The organism is Vibrio sp. SCSIO 43140, from assembly GCF_023716585.1.
Classification (GTDB): domain Bacteria; phylum Pseudomonadota; class Gammaproteobacteria; order Enterobacterales; family Vibrionaceae; genus Vibrio; species Vibrio maritimus_B.
The window spans coordinates 3750741-3772465 of the sequence record NZ_CP071850.1 but is presented as its reverse complement, the minus strand read 5'-3'; the positions used below and the strand labels follow the sequence as shown (position 1 = coordinate 3772465).

The window sequence follows — 21725 nt, the reverse complement described above, 5'->3', positions numbered from 1 at the left end:
TTATTAAAGCGGTTAAGTGCACGATTAGTGTTAATCGGCATTGATTAACGTCTGCTCATTGAAGTGCGTTAATCGATGCTGATTCTAGTAAAGCTAAAACCGTGCCAAAAAATAAATCCTTTATTTTTCAATGCTATGAAAAACTTAGTCCCAAATTGGAGCAAACGTTTGCACCAAAATGATCATTGATTGCACCATAAGTGTGCAATGTTAAATTCTTGCACCAAGTTGAATCAAATAGCCCATACATTCAGCATGGTTTTGGCGCGCCTGTCAACCGATACCTTTTCATGACGTTTCATGTTGCGCAGTTTTGGTGAAACCCAGGTTTTCCCTCTCTATATGCAGCAAAAGCAGTGTAAACCGACTATGTTTAAGCAAGATTTCAACGAAGAAGATCACAACTCTCGATATTTCTGGTATATTGCGGGCGTTTTTTTAATCGAGTCAGCGGCTATCGTGCGGCGACTCTTGACTGAGTGAAAGAAATCTATGTCAACTCCACAGATTGATAAGTTAAGAAACATTGCGATTATCGCGCACGTTGACCACGGTAAAACTACCCTTGTTGACAAGCTGCTTCAGCAATCCGGTACTCTTGAGTCTCGCGGTGAAACTGAAGAGCGAGTTATGGACTCGAACGATATTGAAAAAGAGCGTGGTATTACCATTCTTGCTAAGAATACCGCGATCAACTGGAACGACTACCACATCAACATCGTAGATACTCCGGGACACGCGGACTTCGGTGGTGAAGTAGAGCGTATTATGTCGATGGTAGACTCAGTACTACTTATCGTTGACGCAGTAGACGGTCCAATGCCACAAACGCGTTTCGTAACGCAAAAAGCATTCGCGCACGGTCTTAAGCCAATCGTTGTAATCAACAAGATTGACCGTCCAGGTGCTCGTCCTGATTGGGTTATGGATCAAGTATTCGACCTATTCGACAACCTAGGTGCTTCTGACGAGCAGCTAGACTTCCAAGTAGTTTACGCATCAGCACTAAATGGTTGGGCTACGCTTGAAGAAGGCGAAGAAGGCGAGAACATGGAAGCACTATTCCAAGCTATCGTTGACAACGTAGAAGCGCCAGCAGTTGACCCAGAGGGTGCACTACAGATGCAGATCTCTCAGCTGGACTACAGCTCATACGTAGGTGTTATCGGTGTAGGCCGTGTAACTCGCGGTACGGTTAAGCCTAACCAACAAGTGACTGTTATCGGTGCTGACGGTAAGACTCGCAACGGTAAAGTAGGTACTATCCTAGGTTACTTAGGTCTTGAGCGTCACGAAGTTCAACAAGCAACGGCGGGCGACATCATCGCGATCACGGGTCTTGGCGAGCTAAAAATCTCTGACACTATCTGTGCTCAGGGTGAAGTTGAAGCGCTACCAGCACTGTCTGTAGATGAGCCGACAGTAACCATGACGTTCCAAGTAAACACTTCTCCATTCGCAGGTAAAGAAGGTAAGTTCGTGACTTCACGTAACATCCTTGAGCGTCTAGAGAAAGAACTAGTACACAACGTTGCACTGCGCGTTGAGCAACTTGACGATCCAGACAAGTTCCGTGTATCAGGTCGTGGTGAGCTACACCTATCTATCCTTATCGAAAACATGCGTCGTGAAGGCTTTGAGCTAGCGGTTTCTCGTCCTGAAGTTATCATCAAAGAAGAAGATGGTCAGAAGCAAGAGCCGTACGAAACCGTGACTATCGACGTTATGGAAGAGCACCAAGGTAGCATCATGGAAGCTATCGGTCTTCGTAAAGGTGAGCTAACTGACATGGCTCCAGATGGTAAAGGCCGTATCCGTATGGACTTCATGATGCCATCTCGTGGTCTAATCGGTTTCCAAACTGAATTCATGACACTAACGTCTGGTTCTGGTCTTCTATACCACACGTTCGATCACTACGGTCCATTCAAGGGCGGTGAGATCGGTCAGCGTGTAAACGGTGTACTTATCTCGAACGGTGCTGGTAAAGCGCTAACTAACGCACTGTTCAACCTACAAGAGCGCGGCCGTATGTTTATCGGTCACGGTGTTGAGGTTTACGAAGGCATGGTTATCGGTATCCACAGCCGCGACAACGACCTAACGGTTAACCCGCTTAAAGGTAAGCAGCTAACTAACGTTCGTGCATCTGGTACAGATGACGCACAGGTTCTTACTCCGCCAATCATCATGACTCTAGAGCAAGCGCTTGAGTTCATCGACGATGACGAGCTAGTAGAAGTAACACCTGAAAGCATCCGCATCCGTAAGAAGTTCCTTTCGGAAAGCGACCGCAAGCGTGCGAGCCGTGAAGCTAAGTCTTAATTGATTTAGGTTAGATGTGAAAAGACCAGCCGTGAGGCTGGTTTTTTTGTGTTTGGGGTTTGGGTTGAGTCTTGGGTTTTATTTGAGTTTCGCGTTTACCCCCTCTAGCTCCCCCCTATCTAGGGGGAGAACTACAGGCTAGCTCCTATCGTCGCATCGCTGTCTTATTTACAATAGGCTACGCGCTAGCGAGCCAGTCGTTCCTCTCCTTGCAAGCGGGGCGCGCAGCTGGGGGCTAGGAGGGGTAAAGCTCTTTAATCTCTTAAAGCAACTGCTTCAAAACCCGATCAGCCCTAACCCGAGTAATCTTCTTCAATAACTTCTGCACTGGCACCGGATAATTCTCAACCTTCTCCAACTGCTTATAAGTACAAATCAGCTGAGTATGCTCAAGAATATTCTCAATCTCAGCATCAAACTTATCAACAAGGTGCGAGTAGTGATCCTGAATCAGAATCGCGTTCTCGAGATCTAGGCTCCAAGCGCGTGGGTTCAGGTTGTTTCCTGTGATCAGCATATAACGCTTATCTACCCAAATACCTTTCAAGTGGAAGCTGTTGTCATCGTGCTTCCAAAGACGAATGCACAGATTACGGCTTGCGATGTGCGCTTCGTTGGCTTTGGCAAAACGGCGCAGATTCATTTCATATAGATAAGGCAGGCCACCAATGGTCTTAAAGTCTTCTTCTGGTGAAATGTAGAAATCGTTAGCCGTCTTATCACCAACGACAATACGCACTTTTACCCCGCGCTTTAGCGCGCGCTTGATCTCTTTAGCAACCGATTTAGGGAAGTTAAAGTAAGGCGTACAAATAAAAATCTCGTCTTTGGCGCTTGCCAGAAGCTGATTGATGCTTTGGTTTAGCTTGTTGCGTCGCTTACCAATGCCCACGATCGGCGTGACGGACACTTGGTGTTCATTAGCAGGCTCAGCATCGAATTCATAACGAGCTTGGGATAGCGAACCACGCAGCTGTCGGATCTCGGCCTTGATTTCTTTGGTGGTCGGCTTTTGTGGGAGCGAGAGATCATTAACCGCAGGGTTAGCGATCATTTCTGAAGCCACAAAGTTCGCCATACTGTCGGCAAGCTTTTGATTCTCAAGCACGTGATAGCGGTCAAAACGGTAACGGTCTTGGTAGTTCAAGTAGATGTTATTAAGGCTAGCGCCGCTATAAATCACCTTGTCATCGACGATAAACCCTTTTAGGTGCAATACGCCAAACACCTCTCGACCACGTACAGGAATACCGTATACAGGGACGGCATGTTCGTATTTCTCGCGAAACTCACGGTACATCACTGCATTGCCATCGGATTGCTTAGCACCAATAAGGCCACGCTGAGCGCGATGCCAATCAACACAGATTGCGATATCTAGGGCAGGGTTGTTCTGTTTCGCCTGATAAAGCTCAGTCAAAATCTGACGACCTGCCTCATCATCTTCTAAATACAGTGCGACTAGGTAGATTCTTGACTTTGCTTCGCGTATCGCTTGAATTAAATATTCGCGATAGTCGCTGGCGGAGAGCAAAACATCGAGCTTGCTCGGATCCTGTGCGATAGAGGGAAGCTGTTCAAAAGAGTTCCTAAAAGCCATCATGTAGAGACTGTACCTTTGGTCATTGCAAAATTGCGAACCTAGAATTTTACCAAACTCTTGCCCCAAATGGGTAGTAAACCGTTGATAAGTTTAACGGGGATCAATGTAACGCATTGCTAACAGCGATTTCCCACCGCCAATGTAGCGAGAAAACAGTTGCTTAAGCGGATTTGGTAATGAATCCTCGTCTATGGTTTTAAAGCCATGTTGTGAGTAAAAGCGTTCAAGGTGCGACAAAGCGAAGCAGTAGTCTCCCTCTTTGAGTTCACCTTGCTCTAAATACGTCATCAACTGGTGACCAAGACCAGCGCCACGTTGTTCCGGTAGAACCAGCATGCCAGTCATTAGTCGGTAATGCTCAATCGTTCGAAAGCGCACCAGTGCACTGAGCGATTGATTGCGACTTAAAGTAAGAATGCGTTCGTCACTTTTTGGTTTACCCGCTGGGTAGTGCGATTTGTAGAGTTTCTTTGCGATTGGCAGCTTTATTGGGTCAAGCACACCGAAATTTAACGTATCCATAGCCAATACGGATTTCAAAAGGATAGAATAGCGGCAGTGTAAGCCATCAATTGACGCCCATGCAAATTCAAAACAATGCCCAGCTTCGCCCGTACCATACCTTTGGTATCGACCAACAATGTCACGTCTTGGTTGAGGTCCACTCAGTAGAGGACCTTATTGCGGTTTATCAACGCCAAGAGTGGCTAGCTCTGCCAAAGCTTATGCTCGGAAAGGGCAGCAATATGCTGTTTACCACACCGTTTGAAGGTGTAGTCATTATCAATCGCTTACGCGGTATCGATGTGAGTGAGACCGACGGGCAATATCATCTGCATGTCTCTGGTGGGGAAGATTGGCCGAGTTTGGTCGAATGGTGTGTCGAGCATAACTATGCGGGCATCGAAAATCTCGCCCTGATCCCTGGCTGCTCAGGCAGCGCACCCATCCAAAACATTGGCGCGTATGGGATTGAGCTTAAAGATGTTTGCAGCTACGTCGACTACCTTTGCTTAGAAACCTTTGAGGTGAAAAGGCTGACGCGTGAGGCGTGTCTATTCAGCTATCGCGATTCGATTTTCAAACATCAGCTTAAAGATAAAGCCATTGTTACTGCAATAGGATTAGCGCTTGATAAGAAGTGGCAGCCAAATCTGAGTTACGGTCCGCTGCAATCACTAGATCCAACCACAGCAACGCCCAAAGCCGTGTTTGATATTGTCGTTAGGGTGCGTCAGGAAAAGCTTCCCGATCCCAAAGTGACGGGCAATGCCGGTAGCTTTTTCAAGAACCCGATCATCAGTCTCGAGCAATATGATGTTCTCAAAGCGCAGTTTGAGGCTTTGGTGGCGTATCCTGCCAATGAAGGTATGAAGCTTGCTGCGGGATGGCTGATTGATCAGTGTGGTCTCAAAGGGCACCAAATTGGTGGCGCCATGGTACACCCCAACCAAGCTCTAGTATTGGTCAATCACAGCGAAGCAAGAGCGCAGGACATTGTCGAACTTGCGGCATTTGTTCGTCAGAGTGTCTTAGACAAGTTTTGCGTAGAGCTTGAACATGAGGTTCGCTTTATGGGCGCGCAACATGAAGTTTATTTGAAGGATTTGCTATGAAAGAACATCAAATGAAGCTGGCAATCCTAAATCAGCTATCAAAAGGCGGCTTTCACTCGGGTGAGGCGCTCGGCGAACAGCTTGGGATCTCGCGTGCTGCGGTCAGCAAACACATCAAAGGCATCCAACAGTGGGGGGTGGATATCTTTCGCGTGCAAGGCAAGGGCTACCAATTGGCTCAACCTATGGAGCTATTATCGGAGCAAGCCATTGGTGATGCGCTGACAACACCGTTTGAGCTGATCCCAATTATCGATTCGACCAATCAATACTTGCTCGACAAACAGGATTTACTCGATTCGGGCAGTGTGTGTATTTCTGAGTACCAAGCCAAAGGGCGTGGTCGCCGAGGTAGACAGTGGGTCTCACCGTTTGGTAGCAATCTCTACCTTTCGATGTATTGGCGTTTAGAAGCCGGAATGGCAGCGGCAATGGGCCTAAGCCTTGTCGTTGGCGTGGCGATTGTCGAAGCGCTGCAAAGCTTGGGTATTGATGGCGTTAAGCTTAAGTGGCCAAACGATCTCTACTACCAAGATAAGAAGCTTGCGGGCATTCTCGTTGAAATGTCCGGTCAAGCGGGTGGGGCGGCGAATCTAGTGATTGGTATGGGTATGAACCTGAACATGAGTGAACAGGTGACCGGTATCGACCAACCATGGACCTCTCTTAGTGAAGTTGCCGATAAACCGTTTAGCCGTAACGAGTTAGTGGTGGCGTTTATCAAAGCGTGGCACGCCGCACTGGAAGACTACGAACTGCGTGGCCTGCATGGTTTCGTTGAGCGTTGGAATCAGCATGATAACTTCCTTGAAAGAGAGGTGAAGCTGATTATGGGGGCTCGAGAAGTCAAAGGCATCGTCAAAGGTATTGATGCAACAGGTGCTGTGCTGTTAGAAACCGAGCGCGGGGTCGAGGCATACGTCGGTGGTGAAATATCGCTAAGAAAAGCCTGATCTGAGATTATTGAGGCATCGGCTCGCAACAGTCGATGCCAATTCGCGACTATTTTCTTAAGTACACCGTCTCAACGCTGTGATCCGCACCTTTTTGCAAAATCAACTGCGCACGCTCTTTCGTCGGCAAGATGTTCTCTTCTAGGTTCAAGCCATTAATCGATGCCCAAATAGACTTCGCCTTAGAGGTCGCTTCGGCTTCAGTGAGCTGGGTGTAGTGGCTAAAGTAAGAGCCTGGCTTAGTGAACGCACCCTCACGGAATTTCATAAAGCGGTTTACATACCACTGCTCAATTTTCTCACTGTCGGCATCCACGTACAGTGAAAAATCCAAGAAGTCAGAAATAAACACACGATGTGGGTCGTGCGGATAGTCCATACCACTTTGCAATACGTTTAACCCTTCAATGATCAGCACATCCGGTAGATCAACAATTTTCTGCTCTTCGGTAATATCGTAAGTAATGTGTGAGTAGACAGGGGCTTGGACATTGCGTTTACATGCCTTAACGTCCGAGACAAACTGCACCAAGCGGCGCATGTCGTAGGATTCAGGAAAGCCTTTTTTACCCATCAGCCCTTTTTCTAATAGCGTTTTGTTGGGATACAGAAAACCGTCAGTGGTGATGAGTTCCACTTTCGGGTGGTTATCCCAGCGGCTTAATAACGCTTTGAGTAGACGCGCAGTGGTGCTTTTGCCAACGGCGACACTACCAGCGATACCAATAACAAAGGGTGGGGTGTGCTCACTGTTCCCGAGGAACTCTCCGAGTACCGAATTGCGGCGCTGCCTTGCTGCGACATAGAGGTTAAGCAGTCGAGAGAGCGGCAGGTAAACATCTGTGGCTTCTTGCATGGTTAGTTTCTCATTGATGCCCTGAAGCTCTTTTAGGTCTTCTTCTGTGAGTGTCATCGGTACGGCGTTACGAAGCGCTGACCATTGCTCTCGACTGAATGACATAAAGGGACTCATAGGTAACCTAACCATGGATTAAAGTGACTGAGTGCTGAACATACCTGAAGCAAGCGATAAATCAAATAATTCATGCAACCAGGTCACGCTAATTCCCCGAAATGTGTACAAAAAGTCGTCAAACAAAAAGAATGTGGTGAAAATCGGATTTTTTTTTAATTTAACGGTTGCATCCACAAGATTCATTCAATAGAATGCGCTCCACTTATGCCGACTTAGCTCAGTAGGTAGAGCAACTGACTTGTAATCAGTAGGTCACCAGTTCGATTCCGGTAGTCGGCACCATTTTCACTTTGCCTAGGGCAATGATGACGAAAATGGTAAGTAAAATTTGGGGGGGTTCCCGAGTGGCCAAAGGGAGCAGACTGTAAATCTGCCGGCACTGCCTTCGATGGTTCGAATCCGTCCCCCCCCACCATATTCTTTAGGGAATAGCTCTCAGAGTTACGTGTTGCGGGCATCGTATAATGGCTATTACCTCAGCCTTCCAAGCTGATGATGCGGGTTCGATTCCCGCTGCCCGCTCCAACTCATTTAGAGTGCTGATATAGCTCAGGTGGTAGAGCGCATCCTTGGTAAGGATGAGGTCGGCAGTTCGAGTCTGCCTATCAGCACCAGCTCTCAAAGCAATTTTCCTTTTGATACTTTCTTTCGCCTAAACTATGTTTATTGGTTGAAAGAAGCTTTATTACCAAGATTTTTTGGTTGCGTGGTCTTCAAAGCCACCTAAATCCGTACCTAGAGGGACAACTCATGTCTAAAGAAAAATTTGAACGTACGAAACCGCACGTAAACGTTGGTACTATCGGCCACGTTGACCACGGTAAAACAACTCTAACAGCTGCAATCTGTACTACTCTTGCAAAAGTGTACGGCGGTGAAGCGAAAGACTTCGCATCTATCGATAACGCTCCAGAAGAGCGTGAGCGCGGTATCACAATCGCAACTTCTCACGTTGAGTACGACACTCCAACTCGTCACTACGCACACGTAGACTGTCCAGGACACGCGGATTATGTTAAGAACATGATCACTGGTGCTGCACAGATGGACGGTGGTATCCTAGTTGTTGCTGCAACTGACGGCCCAATGCCTCAGACTCGTGAGCACATCCTACTAGGCCGTCAGGTTGGTATCCCATACATCATCGTATTCATGAACAAATGTGACATGGTTGACGATGAAGAGCTTCTAGAGCTAGTAGAAATGGAAGTTCGTGAACTTCTATCTGAGTACGAATTCCCAGGTGATGACCTACCAGTTATCCAAGGTTCTGCACTAGGCGCTCTAAACGGCGAGAAGCAGTGGGAAGACAAAATCGTTGAGCTTGCTGAAGCACTAGACTCTTACATCCCAGAGCCAGAGCGTGCAGTAGACCAACCGTTCCTACTACCAATCGAAGACGTATTCTCGATCCAAGGTCGTGGTACTGTTGTAACTGGTCGTATCGAGCGCGGTATCCTACGCGTAGGTGACGAAGTAGAAATCGTAGGTATCAAAGAGACTACAACTACTACTTGTACTGGTGTTGAGATGTTCCGTAAGCTTCTTGACGAAGGTCGTGCTGGTGAGAACGTTGGTGCACTTCTACGTGGTACTAAGCGTGACGAAGTTGAACGTGGTCAAGTTCTTGCAGCTCCTGGTTCAATCAACCCACACACTAAGTTCGAGTCTGAAGTATACGTACTTTCTAAAGACGAAGGCGGCCGTCATACTCCGTTCTTCAAAGGCTACCGTCCACAGTTCTACTTCCGTACAACTGACGTAACTGGTGATATCTCTCTACCAGAAGGCGTAGAAATGGTAATGCCTGGCGACAACATCCAAATGAAAGTTGAGCTAATCGCTCCAATCGCTATGGATGAAGGCCTACGTTTCGCTATCCGTGAAGGTGGCCGTACAGTAGGTGCTGGTGTTGTTGCTAAGATCTTCGACTAATTCTTAGAATTGTCGCAAGCTCTGGGAAAATCTTTGAATAAGATTTGACTAAGCAATGCTAAAAAGGGCATCATTTGATGCCCTTTTTCTGCGCTACTATTTATAGGGGCGCATTATTCACTCAATGACTGCTCAAAGAGTGAATGAATAAAGGATTTATAAGGGTTGAGTTGGAAAGCGATTTCTACCTGAGCCTTTGCATAATATGTTGGTTTGACTCAAATTTTATCAACATTAAAGGAATAAGCCCTGCAGCAGCGGGGTTGTTGTCGTCTAGTTAAGACTTGTCACAGGTTGGTTTTATGAAAGCAAACGCTGAAACTCCTGATAGCTCAAATGCAGCAGATGTAATTAAGTGGATCGTCGCTTTTGCGCTGCTAGCCGCCGCTGTTGTGGGTAATTACCTGTACGGAGAGCTATCTGTAGTTCTTCGCGCTGCAGGTGTAGTTGTATTGATTGCCGCGGCACTTGGTGTTGCAGCTACAACAACAAAAGGTAAGGCAGCTATCACGTTCGCACGTGAAGCACGCGTAGAAGTTCGCAAAGTGGTTTGGCCTACACGCCAAGAAACGATGCAGACTACGCTGATTGTCCTTGCAGTAAGTATTGTAATGGCGCTTGCGTTATGGGGTATCGACGGCATTATGGTCCGTCTTGTTGCGTTCATAACCGGGTTATAGAGGGTGTTAATTCATGAGTGAAGCTCCGAAAAAACGCTGGTACGTTGTTCAAGCCTTTTCTGGTTTTGAAGGACGTGTGGCTCAGTCTCTTCGCGAACATATCAAAATGCACGCAATGGAAGAGTACTTTGGTGAAGTGCTAGTACCGACTGAAGAAGTTGTGGAAATGCGCGCAGGCCAACGCCGTAAAAGCGAGCGTAAGTTCTTCCCAGGCTACGTTCTTGTTCAGATGATCATGAACGATGAGTCTTGGCACTTAGTACGTAGTGTACCGCGTGTCATGGGCTTCATTGGTGGTACCTCTGACCGTCCAGCACCTATCACAGATAAAGAAGCTGACGCTATCCTTAATCGTCTAGAGAAAGCTAGCGAAGCTCCTCGTCCAAGAACAATGTTCGAAGCGGGTGAAGTGGTACGTGTTAACGAAGGTCCGTTTGCTGACTTCAATGGTACTGTTGAAGAAGTGGATTACGATAAGAGCCGCGTAAAAGTGTCTGTATCGATCTTTGGTCGTGCAACACCAGTTGAGCTTGAATTCGGTCAAGTTGATAAACTTGATTAATACTCATTTTTTAAAGGCTTAGGCCAATAAAAACGAGAGTATAAAAAAACACCATTTTAGGGTTGTTAAAGGCGCGAATTATGCTTATAATTTCGCGCCTTTTTACAGTAACGACTGTAGAAAGTTTTTTCAAAACACGGGGAGCTCTCCCATTCGGATAGCGCTTGAACCCAAAATTAGGAAATATCATGGCTAAGAAAGTTGAAGCTTATATCAAACTGCAAGTTGCAGCTGGTATGGCAAACCCAAGTCCACCGGTTGGTCCTGCTCTAGGTCAACACGGTGTGAACATCATGGAATTCTGTAAAGCGTTCAACGCAAAAACAGAATCTATTGAGAAAGGTCTACCGACTCCAGTAGTAATCACTGTATACAACGACCGTTCTTTCACGTTCGTAACTAAGACTCCACCTGCTGCTGTTCTTCTTAAGAAAGCTGCTGGCGTTAAGTCTGGTTCAGGTCGTCCTAACACTGAAAAAGTGGGTACAGTAACTGACGCTCAAATCCAAGAAATCGCAGAAACTAAAGCTGCTGATATGACTGGTGCTGACATCGAAGCGATGAAGCGTTCTATCGCGGGTACTGCTCGTTCAATGGGCCTAGTGGTAGAGGGTTAAGATCATGGCAAAACTTACTAAGCGTATGCGCGTAATCCGCGAAAAAGTTGACGTAACTAAAGAATACGAAATCAACGAAGCTGTAGCTCTTCTTAAAGAACTAGCAACGGCTAAATTCGTTGAGTCTGTAGACGTTGCTGTTAACCTAGGCATCGATGCTCGTAAATCTGACCAGAACGTACGTGGTGCAACTGTACTACCTCACGGTACTGGCCGCGAAATCCGCGTTGCAGTGTTCACTCAAGGTGCAAACGCTGAAGCAGCTAAAGAAGCTGGCGCAGACATCGTAGGTATGGAAGATCTTGCTGAGCAAGTTAAGAAAGGCGAAATGAACTTCGACGTAGTTGTTGCTTCTCCGGATGCAATGCGTGTTGTTGGTCAACTAGGTACTATCCTAGGTCCTCGCGGTCTTATGCCAAACCCGAAAGTTGGTACTGTAACTCCTAACGTTGCTGAAGCAGTTAAGAACGCTAAAGCTGGTCAGGTTCGTTACCGTAACGACAAGAACGGCATCGTACACACTACCATCGGTAAAGTGTCTTTCGAAGCTAACCAACTACAAGAGAACCTAGAAGCTCTACTAGTTGCGCTTAAGAAAGCGAAGCCGTCTTCAGCGAAAGGTACTTTCCTGAAGAAAGTAAGCATCTCTACTACTATGGGTGCTGGTGTTTCTGTAGATCAATCTACACTAAACACTCAAGCTTAATTGCTTGCATAGGCGCGAAATTCTTGTATAATTTTGCGCCTATCAAAATTTGTGGTTGAGGCTGAAATCCTAGTGATTTAAGTCTCCATCCAAGACCGTAGGCGTTCTGAAAAGAACTTAATACTACCTACGTAGATGGTGCCAGATAGAAAGGAAGTTGAGCGTAACGTTTATCTTTCTTCTGGAAAGCACCGTATGAACTCCCAAAATCGTGACGATTTCGGGTGGTGTAAAAACAACCAGGAGTAAATCCAAGATGGCTTTAAACCTTCAAGACAAAAAAGCAATTGTTGCTGAAGTCAACGAAGCAGCCAGTGGTGCACTTTCTGCAGTTGTAGCTGACTCTCGTGGCGTTGAAGTTGGCGCAATGACTTCTCTACGTAAACAAGCTCGTGAAGCGGGCGTTTACGTGAAAGTTGTGCGTAACACTCTAGCACGCCGTGCGGTTCAGGGTACTGACTATGAGTGTCTAACTGACACTTTCACTGGTCCTACTCTAATCGCGTTCTCTAACGAGCACCCAGGTGCTGCAGCGCGTCTTTTCAAAGACTTCGCTAAAGAGAACAAAGAATTCGAGATCAAAGCTGCTGCATTTGAAGGCGCGGTTACTGATGCTGAAGTACTAGCGACACTACCAACTTACGACGAAGCTATTGCACGCCTAATGATGTGCATGAAAGAAGCTTCTGCAGGCAAGCTGGTACGTACTATCGCTGCACTACGCGACCAGAAGCAAGAAGAAGCTGCTTAATCAGCTTGCTTTTTACTGGTTGCAAAATAAACTTATTGTTGACTTAAAAGAGAATTGTTATGTCTATTACTAACGAGCAAATCCTAGACGCAGTTGCAGAAATGTCTGTAATGCAAGTTGTTGAGCTTATCGAAGCTATGGAAGAGAAATTCGGCGTATCTGCTGCAGCTGCTGTTGTAGCTGGCGGTGCTGCTGGTGGCGAAGCTGCTGCTGAGCAAACTGAATTCGACGTAATCCTAACTGCTGCTGGCGGTAACAAAGTTGCTGTTATCAAAGCGGTACGTGGCGCAACAGGTCTAGGCCTTAAAGAAGCTAAAGGTCTTGTAGACTCAGCTCCAGCACCTCTAAAAGAAGGCGTTGACAAAGCTGAAGCTGAAGCTCTTAAAGCTCAGCTAGAAGAAGCTGGTGCTTCTGTTGAAGTTAAGTAATTATTGCTTAATTTCTTAGCCGAATAGGCTAATGGCTGGTGGTTTATTGACCACCGGCCTTTTTGCGCTGTAGGGCATAGATGAATTTTCCCGCTGTTTAAGCGTCTATGCACCAAGCAAAAAACGTTGTCTCGACGCTAGAGCCAACGTCACTACAGTAAACAGTTGTTAGTCACTGCCCCATACTCCACCTTAAGTAACTAGGATGGAAGGGCAGTTTGGGTCACTTATCAGCGAGCTGAGGAACCCCATGGTTTACTCTTATACCGAGAAAAAGCGCATCCGTAAGGACTTTGGTACTCGTCCACAAGTTTTGGACATTCCATACCTGCTATCGATCCAGCTTGATTCGTTCGACAAATTCATCGAACAGGATCCAGAGGGTCAATACGGACTTGAAGCTGCGTTTCGTTCTGTATTTCCAATCCAGAGCTATAACGGCAACTCTGAGCTGCAATACGTTAGCTACCGTCTTGGTGAGCCAGTATTTGATGTTAAAGAATGTCAAATTCGTGGCGTTACGTATTCAAAGCCACTACGCGTAAAACTACGTCTAGTTATCTTTGATAAAGACGCACCAGCAGGTACCGTAAAAGACATTAAAGAACAAGAAGTCTACATGGGCGAAATTCCGCTTATGACAGACAATGGTACCTTCGTTATCAATGGTACCGAGAGGGTTATCGTATCCCAGCTGCACCGAAGCCCAGGCGTGTTCTTCGACAGCGATAAGGGTAAGACTCACTCTTCAGGTAAAGTTCTTTATAACGCACGTGTTATTCCTTACCGTGGTTCATGGCTCGACTTCGAGTTTGACCCGAAAGATAACCTGTACGTTCGTATCGACCGTCGTCGTAAACTACCAGCATCGATCATTCTTCGTGCACTAGGTAAGTCTACGCAAGAAATCCTCGATATCTTCTTCGAAAAAGTAAACTTCGAAGTTAAGGACCAAACTCTACTTATGGAGTTGGTGCCTGAGCGTCTACGTGGTGAGACTGCTTCTTTCGATATCGAAGCAAACGGCAAAACTTATGTTGAGACTGGTCGTCGCGTTACTGCTCGTCACATCCGTCAACTAGAAAAAGATGGCGTTGAGTTCATTGAAGTACCTGTCGAGTACATCGTAGGTAAAGTAGCTTCTCAAGACTACATCAATGAAGCGACAGGTGAGATCATCGTTGGTGCAAACCAAGAGATCAGCCTAGAAGCACTAGCGAACCTATCTCAGGCAGGCGTTAAGAAACTAGAAGTTCTATTTACGAACGATCTAGACCACGGTCCGTTCATGTCTGACACTCTACGTGTCGACAGCACGGTAGACCGCATCTCTGCACTGGTAGAAATCTACCGCATGATGCGCCCTGGTGAGCCGCCAACAAAAGAAGCTGCAGAAGCACTATTCGAAAGCCTATTCTTCTCTGAAGAGCGTTATGACCTATCGACTGTTGGTCGTATGAAGTTTAACAGCTCTATCCTACGTGAAGATGCTCTAGAGCAGGGTACGCTGGATGAGACTGACATCATCGAAGTGATGAAGAAGCTTATCGCGATCCGTAACGGTATTGGTGAAGTCGATGATATCGACCACCTAGGTAACCGTCGTATCCGTTCTGTGGGTGAAATGGCTGAGAACCAATTCCGTGTTGGTCTTGTACGTGTTGAGCGTGCAGTGAAAGAGCGTTTGAGCCTAGGTGACCTTGATGCAATCATGCCTCAAGACCTAATCAACGCGAAGCCTATCTCTGCGGCAGTTAAAGAATTCTTCGGTTCTTCACAGCTATCTCAGTTTATGGACCAGAACAACCCACTTTCAGAAGTAACGCACAAGCGTCGTATTTCTGCATTGGGTCCTGGCGGTCTAACTCGTGAGCGTGCTGGCTTCGAAGTACGTGACGTACACGTAACTCACTACGGTCGTCTATGTCCTATCGAAACACCTGAAGGTCCGAACATCGGTCTAATTAACTCTCTATCAGCTTTCGCGCGCTGTAACGAGTACGGTTTCCTAGAAACTCCGTACCGCCGCGTTGTTGACGGTGTAGTAACTGACGAAGTTGATTACCTATCAGCAATCGAAGAAGGCCAATTCGTTATCGCTCAGGCTAACGCTGCGCTAACGGAAGAAGGCTCTTTTGCTGACGAGCTAATCACAGCACGTCAAAAAGGTGAATCTGGTCTTCACCCACGCGACCATGTTAACTACATGGACGTTGCAACAAACCAAGTAGTATCTATCGCTGCATCGCTTATCCCGTTCCTAGAACACGATGATGCGAACCGTGCATTGATGGGTGCGAACATGCAACGTCAGGCTGTTCCAACACTTAAGGCTGATAAGCCTCTAGTTGGTACTGGTATCGAGCGCAACGTAGCGGTTGATTCTGGTGTAACAGCAGTAGCTAAACGTGGCGGTACAGTTCAGTCTGTAGATGCTTCTCGTATCGTTATCAAAGTTAACGAAGACGAGCTGATCCCTGGCGAAGCAGGTATCGATATCTACAACCTGACTAAGTACACGCGTTCGAACCAGAACACTTGTATTAACCAGCGCCCAACCGTACTACCTGGCGAGCCAGTAGCACGCGGTGACGTTCTTGCTGATGGTCCGTCAACAGACCTTGGTGAGCTAGCGCTTGGTCAAAACATGCGTATCGCGTTCATGCCTTGGAACGGTTACAACTTCGAAGACTCGATCTTAGTATCTGAGCGCGTAGTTCAAGAAGACCGCTTCACGACTATCCACATCCAAGAACTGTCTTGTGTGGCACGTGATACTAAGCTGGGCTCTGAAGAGATCACAGCGGATATTCCAAACGTAGGTGAGTCTGCTCTGTCTAAACTAGACGAGTCAGGTATCGTTTACATCGGTGCTGAAGTTAAGGGTGGCGACATCCTAGTTGGTAAAGTAACACCTAAAGGTGAAACTCAGCTAACTCCAGAAGAGAAGCTACTACGTGCGATCTTCGGTGAAAAAGCATCTGACGTTAAAGATACTTCACTACGTGTACCTAACTCTATTTCAGGTACCATCATTGACGTTCAAGTCTTCACTCGCGATGGCGTAGAGAAAGACAAGCGTGCTCTAGAAATTGAGCAAATGCAGCTGAAAGAAGCGAAGAAAGACCTAACTGAAGAATTCCAGATTCTTGAGGGTGGCCTTCTAAACCGTGTGAAAGCTGTACTACTTCAAGGTGGTTACTCTGACGCTAAACTAGATACTATCGATCGTAAGAAGTGGCTAGAGCTAACGCTAGAAGACGATGCAATGCAAACTCAGCTTGAGCAACTTGCAGAGCAGTACGACGAGCTAAAAGCAGACTTCGATAAGAAGTTTGAAACTAAGCGTCGTAAGATCACTCAAGGTGATGATCTAGCGCCTGGCGTTCTTAAGATTGTTAAAGTTTACCTCGCGGTTAAACGTCGTATCCAGCCTGGTGATAAGATGGCGGGTCGTCACGGTAACAAGGGTGTAATCTCTAAGATCAACCCTGTTGAAGACATGCCTTACGATGAGAAAGGTCAGCCTGTCGATATCGTACTTAACCCACTGGGTGTACCTTCGCGTATGAACATCGGTCAGATCCTTGAGGTTCACTTAGGTCTGGCAGCGAAAGGTATCGGTGACAAGATCAACCAGATGGTGAAAGAGCAGCAAGAGCTAGCGAAATTCCGCGAATTCCTGCAGAAGGTTTACGATCTAGGTGGTACTCGTCAGAACGTTGATATTGCATCACTGTCTGATGACGAAGTACGTACTCTGGTTAAGAACCTACGTGGCGGTCTACCGATTGCTACACCTGTCTTTGACGGTGCGTCTGAGAAGTCTATCAAAGAACTTCTAAAACTGGGTGACCTACCAGAATCTGGTCAGCTAACTCTGTTTGACGGTCGTACTGGTGATGCGTTTGAGCGTCCTGTAACTGTAGGTTACATGTACATGCTGAAACTAAACCACCTTGTTGATGACAAGATGCACGCTCGTTCAACTGGTTCGTACAGCCTAGTAACTCAGCAACCACTTGGTGGTAAAGCTCAGTTCGGTGGTCAGCGTTTCGGTGAGATGGAAGTATGGGCACTAGAAGCATACGGTGCTGCATATACGCTTCAAGAAATGCTAACGGTTAAGTCTGATGACGTTAACGGCCGTACGAAGATGTACAAAAACATCGTCGATGGTAACCACAGCATGGAACCTGGCATGCCAGAATCGTTCAACGTACTGTTGAAAGAGATCCGCTCGCTAGGTATCAACATCGAGCTAGAAGACGAATAATCCCTCTGGATTATCTGGTAGAAAAGGGGCTCGCACAGGTTTGCTGACCTAGCGGGTTCCTTTTTAAACTCCTTACAGGAGCTGATTGTGAAAGACTTATTAAACTTTCTAAAAGCACAGCATAAGACCGAAGAATTTGATGCAATCAAAATCGGTCTATCTTCACCTGACATGATTCGTTCATGGTCTTTTGGTGAAGTTAAAAAACCAGAAACTATCAACTATCGTACGTTCAAGCCTGAGCGCGATGGTCTGTTCTGTGCGCGTATCTTTGGTCCAGTTAAAGACTACGAATGTCTTTGTGGCAAATATAAGCGTCTGAAGCACCGTGGTGTTATCTGTGAGAAGTGTGGTGTAGAAGTTACACAAACTAAAGTTCGTCGTGACCGTATGGGCCACATCGAGCTTGCGTCTCCAGTAGCTCACATCTGGTTCCTAAAATCGCTACCATCTCGTATCGGTTTGCTAATGGACATCCCGCTACGTGATATCGAGCGCGTTCTTTACTTCGAAATGTACGTAGTAACAGAGCCGGGTATGACGGATCTAGAAAAATCACAGATGCTTACTGAAGAAGAGTATCTTGATCGTCTAGAAGAATGGGGTGATGAGTTCACTGCTAAGATGGGTGCAGAAGCGATCAAAGATCTGCTGTCTACTATGGACATGCACGCTGAAGCAGAGATGATGCGCGAAGAGCTTGAGTCTACAAACTCAGAAACTAAGCGTAAGAAAATCACTAAGCGTCTGAAGCTAGTTGAAGCGTTTATTCAATCAGGTAACAACCCTGAGTGGATGATCCTAACTGTGCTTCCGGTACTTCCGCCAGATCTACGTCCTCTAGTACCACTAGATGGCGGCCGTTTCGCAACGTCTGATCTGAACGACCTATACCGTCGCGTAATCAACCGTAACAACCGTTTGAAGCGTCTTCTAGAGCTAGCGGCTCCGGACATCATCGTACGTAACGAAAAGCGTATGCTGCAAGAGTCTGTTGATGCCCTTCTAGATAACGGTCGTCGCGGTCGTGCGATCACAGGTTCGAACAAGCGTCCTCTGAAATCTCTTGCTGATATGATCAAGGGTAAACAAGGTCGTTTCCGTCAGAACCTACTGGGTAAGCGTGTAGACTACTCTGGCCGTTCTGTAATCACAGTAGGTCCATACCTTCGTCTGCACCAGTGTGGTCTTCCTAAGAAGATGGCACTAGAGCTATTCAAACCATTTATCTACAGCAAGCTAGAAACTCGTGGCATGGCGACGACAATCAAAGCAGCTAAAAAGATGGTAGAGCGCGAAGAAGCGATCGTTTGGGATATCCTAGACGAAGTAATCCGCGAACACCCAGTACTATTGAACCGTGCACCAACACTTCACCGTCTTGGTATCCAGGCGTTCGAACCAGTACTAATCGAAGGTAAAGCGATCCAGCTACACCCACTAGTGTGTGCGGCGTACAACGCGGACTTCGATGGTGACCAAATGGCGGTTCACGTGCCTCTAACTCTAGAAGCACAGCTTGAAGCTCGTACTCTGATGATGTCGACAAACAACATTCTGTCGCCAGCATCAGGTGATCCGATCATCGTACCTTCTCAGGACGTTGTATTGGGTCTGTACTACATGACACGTGACAAGATCAACGTGAAAGGTGAAGGTATGTACCTTGCTGGCCCTGAAGAGGCTGAGAAGGCATACCGTACTAAGAGCGCAGAGCTACACGCTCGCGTAAAAGTACGTATCACTGAAACGGTAGTTGACGAAGACGGCAACAGCACAACTGAGACTAAGATGGTGGATACCACTATCGGTCGTGCAATGCTATGGCAAATCGTGCCATCAGGTCTTCCATACAGCTTGGTAAACCAAAAGCTAGGTAAGAAGCAAATCTCTAACCTACTGAACGAGGCTTACCGTAAGCTGGGTCTAAAAGACACTGTAATCTTCGCTGACCAAGTTATGTACGCTGGTTTTGCTTACGCAGCACTTTCAGGTGTATCTGTTGGTATCGATGACATGGTTGTACCTCAAGCGAAGTACGACGAAATCGAATCAGCAGAAGAAGAAGTTCGCGAAATCCAGGATCAGTTCCAATCTGGTCTTGTAACAGCGGGTGAGCGCTACAACAAAGTGATCGATATTTGGGCATCGACCAACGATCGCGTAGCGAAAGCGATGATGGACAACCTATCATCTGAAACGGTTATCAACCGTGACGGTGAAGAAGAACAACAAGAGTCGTTCAACAGCATCTACATGATGGCTGACTCGGGCGCTCGTGGTTCTGCAGCTCAGATTCGTCAGCTTGCTGGTATGCGTGGTCTGATGGCGCGTCCAGATGGTTCAATCATCGAGACGCCAATCACCGCGAACTTTAAAGAAGGTCTAAACGTACTTCAGTACTTTATCTCAACGCACGGTGCTCGTAAGGGTCTTGCGGATACAGCACTGAAAACAGCGAACTCGGGTTACCTAACTCGTCGTCTAGTAGACGTTGCTCAGGACGTAGTTGTTCACGAGCACGACTGTGGTACGCACGAAGGTATCGACATGATGCCGCATATCGAAGGTGGTGACGTTAAAGTTGCGCTTTCTGAGCTTGCGCTAGGTCGTGTAGTTGCTGAAGACGTTCTTAAGCCAGGTACTGAAGAAGTTCTGATCCCACGTAATACTCTGATTGATGAGAAGTGGTGTCAGATCATGGAAGATAACTCTGTAGACAGCATGAAAGTGCGCTCAGTAGTTACCTGTGATGCAGACTTCGGTTGTTGTGCACAGTGTTACGGTCGTGACCTAGCACGTGGTCACCTAGTGAACCAAGGTGAAGCAGTGGGCGTTATCGCTGCTCAGTCTATCGGTGAGCCAGGTACACAGCTTACGATGCGTACGTTCCACATCGGTGGTGCGGCATCTACTGCAGCAGCAGAGAACAGCATCCAAGCTAAGAACACAGGTTCTGTAAAACTTCACAACGCTAAGTTTGTTATCAACAAAGATAAGAAACTGGTTATCACCTCTCGTGCGTCAGAAATGACGATCATCGATGAGTTCGGTCGTACCAAAGAGAAGCACAAACTTCCTTACGGTTCACTACTGACTAAAGGTGACGGCGATGCAGTTCAAGCTGGTGAAACAGTAGCGAACTGGGAAGCGCACACGCTTCCAATCATCACTGAAGTAGCAGGTCGCATCCAGTTTGTAGACATGATCGACGGCGTAACTGTTTCTCGTCAAACAGATGACCTAACAGGTCTATCTTCAAGCGAAGTAACAGAAGCGGCAGCTCGCCCAGCAGCAGGTAAAGATATGCGTCCAGCTATCAAACTTGTTGATGAGCAAGGTAACGACGTAATGATCGCAGGCACTGAAATGCCAGCACTTTACTTCCTACCTGGTAAAGCGATCGTGAACATCGAAGATGGCGCAGAAGTAGGTGTGGGTGATACGCTAGCACGTATTCCACAGAAATCTGGCGGTAACAAAGATATCACCGGTGGTCTACCTCGCGTTGCGGACCTATTCGAAGCTCGTAAGCCAAAAGAGCCAGCAATCCTTGCTGAGCACTCTGGTACCGTTTCATTCGGTAAAGAGACGAAGGGTAAGCGTCGTCTAATCATCACTCGTGATGGTGGCGATAACTACGAAGAGATGATTCCTAAGCATCGTCAGCTAAACGTGTTCGAAGGTGAGCGCGTAGAGCGTGGTGACGTAATCGCTGATGGTCCAGAAACTCCACATGACATTCTACGTCTACGTGGTATTCACGCTGTGACTCAATACATCGCGAACGAAGTTCAAGAAGTATACCGTCTACAGGGTGTAAAGATTAACGATAAGCACATCGAGACTATCGTTCGTCAAATGCTACGTAAGTGTACAATCACTCATGCTGGTGACTCTGAGTTCCTACCAGGCGAGCAGGTTGAATACTCAAGCGTTAAGATCGCAAACCGTCAGCTAGAAGCTGAAGGCAAAGAACTTGTACGTTTCGAGCGTGACCTACTAGGTATCACTAAGGCATCGCTAGCAACAGAATCGTTCATCTCTGCAGCATCGTTCCAAGAAACGACGCGCGTACTAACAGAGGCAGCGGTATCTGGTAAGCGTGATGACCTACGTGGTCTGAAAGAGAACGTTATCGTGGGTCGTCTGATCCCAGCGGGTACTGGTTTTGCGTATCACCAAGACCGTCAAGCTAAGCGTGACGAAGCTCAAGAAGGTCCATCAGCTGAACAAGCGACGGACAACCTAGCTGCGCTACTAAACGCAGGTTTCTCTTCTGACGAGTAATCGCAGA

General features: G+C 47.0%; 15 protein-coding genes and 4 tRNA genes. 16 read left to right on the top strand and 3 right to left on the bottom strand.

Annotation, left to right across the window (positions count from 1 at the left end; translation table 11 throughout):
• Window positions 1-492: 492 nt before the first annotated feature.
• A complete protein-coding gene (typA, locus tag J4N45_RS17925; protein WP_252012892.1) occupies window positions 493-2325 on the top strand; it encodes a translational GTPase TypA in 1833 nt (610 codons plus the stop codon).
• A gap of 262 nt (window positions 2326-2587) precedes the next feature.
• Here the strand turns inward: typA and pssA are convergent, their stop codons facing one another.
• Window positions 2588-3928 carry a CDP-diacylglycerol--serine O-phosphatidyltransferase gene (gene pssA, locus J4N45_RS17920; protein ID WP_252012891.1) on the bottom strand — a complete coding sequence of 447 codons (1341 nt, stop codon included), beginning with the start codon at window positions 3926-3928 and terminating at the stop codon, window positions 2588-2590.
• A gap of 90 nt (window positions 3929-4018) precedes the next feature.
• Window positions 4019-4450, bottom strand: coding sequence for a GNAT family N-acetyltransferase (locus J4N45_RS17915; protein WP_252012889.1), 432 nt, complete (start codon window positions 4448-4450; stop codon window positions 4019-4021).
• 59 nt (window positions 4451-4509) lie between these two features.
• Between J4N45_RS17915 and murB the strand changes: the two genes are divergently transcribed.
• Together murB and birA are read left to right on the top strand one after the other, a co-directional pair.
• Window positions 4510-5544 (top strand): UDP-N-acetylmuramate dehydrogenase, encoded by a 1035-nt coding sequence (murB, locus tag J4N45_RS17910; protein WP_252012887.1) that lies wholly within the window; start codon window positions 4510-4512, stop codon window positions 5542-5544.
• Window positions 5541-6497 carry a bifunctional biotin--[acetyl-CoA-carboxylase] ligase/biotin operon repressor BirA gene (gene birA / locus J4N45_RS17905; RefSeq protein WP_252012886.1) on the top strand — a complete coding sequence of 319 codons (957 nt, stop codon included), beginning with the start codon at window positions 5541-5543 and terminating at the stop codon, window positions 6495-6497. Before murB ends, birA begins: the two co-directional genes overlap by 4 nt.
• A gap of 49 nt (window positions 6498-6546) precedes the next feature.
• On the opposite strand, the gene coaA is transcribed toward birA, so the two are convergent.
• On the bottom strand, window positions 6547-7470 hold the full coding sequence (coaA, locus tag J4N45_RS17900) for a type I pantothenate kinase (protein WP_252012883.1): 924 nt from the start codon (window positions 7468-7470) through the stop codon (window positions 6547-6549).
• 209 nt (window positions 7471-7679) lie between these two features.
• Here coaA and J4N45_RS17895 point away from each other — a divergent pair.
• The 13 genes from J4N45_RS17895 to rpoC all read left to right on the top strand — a co-directional run bounded on the left by J4N45_RS17895 (window position 7680) and on the right by rpoC (window position 21718).
• Window positions 7680-7755, top strand: a tRNA-Thr gene (locus J4N45_RS17895).
• Window positions 7756-7803: 48 nt separating this feature from the next.
• A tRNA-Tyr gene (locus J4N45_RS17890) sits at window positions 7804-7888 on the top strand.
• A 35-nt stretch (window positions 7889-7923) separates the two neighbouring features.
• Window positions 7924-7998, top strand: a tRNA-Gly gene (locus J4N45_RS17885).
• Between the two features lie 13 nt (window positions 7999-8011).
• Window positions 8012-8087, top strand: a tRNA-Thr gene (locus J4N45_RS17880).
• A 136-nt stretch (window positions 8088-8223) separates the two neighbouring features.
• Window positions 8224-9408, top strand: coding sequence for an elongation factor Tu (gene tuf / locus J4N45_RS17875; RefSeq protein ID WP_252012881.1), 1185 nt, complete (start codon window positions 8224-8226; stop codon window positions 9406-9408).
• Window positions 9409-9710: 302 nt separating this feature from the next.
• The gene (secE, locus tag J4N45_RS17870) at window positions 9711-10088 is read left to right on the top strand and encodes a preprotein translocase subunit SecE (RefSeq protein ID WP_042478967.1); all 378 of its coding nucleotides are present in this window, start codon (window positions 9711-9713) and stop codon (window positions 10086-10088) included.
• Window positions 10089-10101: 13 nt separating this feature from the next.
• Window positions 10102-10650, top strand: a complete 549-nt coding sequence (gene nusG / locus J4N45_RS17865; protein ID WP_031496663.1) for a transcription termination/antitermination protein NusG — start codon at window positions 10102-10104, stop codon at window positions 10648-10650.
• A 188-nt stretch (window positions 10651-10838) separates the two neighbouring features.
• On the top strand, window positions 10839-11267 hold the full coding sequence (gene rplK, locus J4N45_RS17860) for a 50S ribosomal protein L11 (RefSeq protein WP_008078231.1): 429 nt from the start codon (window positions 10839-10841) through the stop codon (window positions 11265-11267).
• 4 nt (window positions 11268-11271) lie between these two features.
• A complete protein-coding gene (gene rplA / locus J4N45_RS17855) occupies window positions 11272-11973 on the top strand; it encodes a 50S ribosomal protein L1 (RefSeq protein WP_042503215.1) in 702 nt (233 codons plus the stop codon).
• Window positions 11974-12229: 256 nt separating this feature from the next.
• Window positions 12230-12724, top strand: coding sequence for a 50S ribosomal protein L10 (gene rplJ, locus J4N45_RS17850; RefSeq protein ID WP_042478976.1), 495 nt, complete (start codon window positions 12230-12232; stop codon window positions 12722-12724).
• 59 nt (window positions 12725-12783) lie between these two features.
• Window positions 12784-13152, top strand: coding sequence for a 50S ribosomal protein L7/L12 (gene rplL / locus J4N45_RS17845; protein WP_031493851.1), 369 nt, complete (start codon window positions 12784-12786; stop codon window positions 13150-13152).
• A 250-nt stretch (window positions 13153-13402) separates the two neighbouring features.
• Entirely contained in the window at window positions 13403-17428 is a 4026-nt protein-coding gene (rpoB, locus tag J4N45_RS17840) for a DNA-directed RNA polymerase subunit beta (protein ID WP_234494969.1), read from the top strand.
• 87 nt (window positions 17429-17515) lie between these two features.
• Window positions 17516-21718 carry a DNA-directed RNA polymerase subunit beta' gene (gene rpoC / locus J4N45_RS17835; RefSeq protein WP_112460209.1) on the top strand — a complete coding sequence of 1401 codons (4203 nt, stop codon included), beginning with the start codon at window positions 17516-17518 and terminating at the stop codon, window positions 21716-21718.
• Window positions 21719-21725 lie beyond the last annotated feature (7 nt).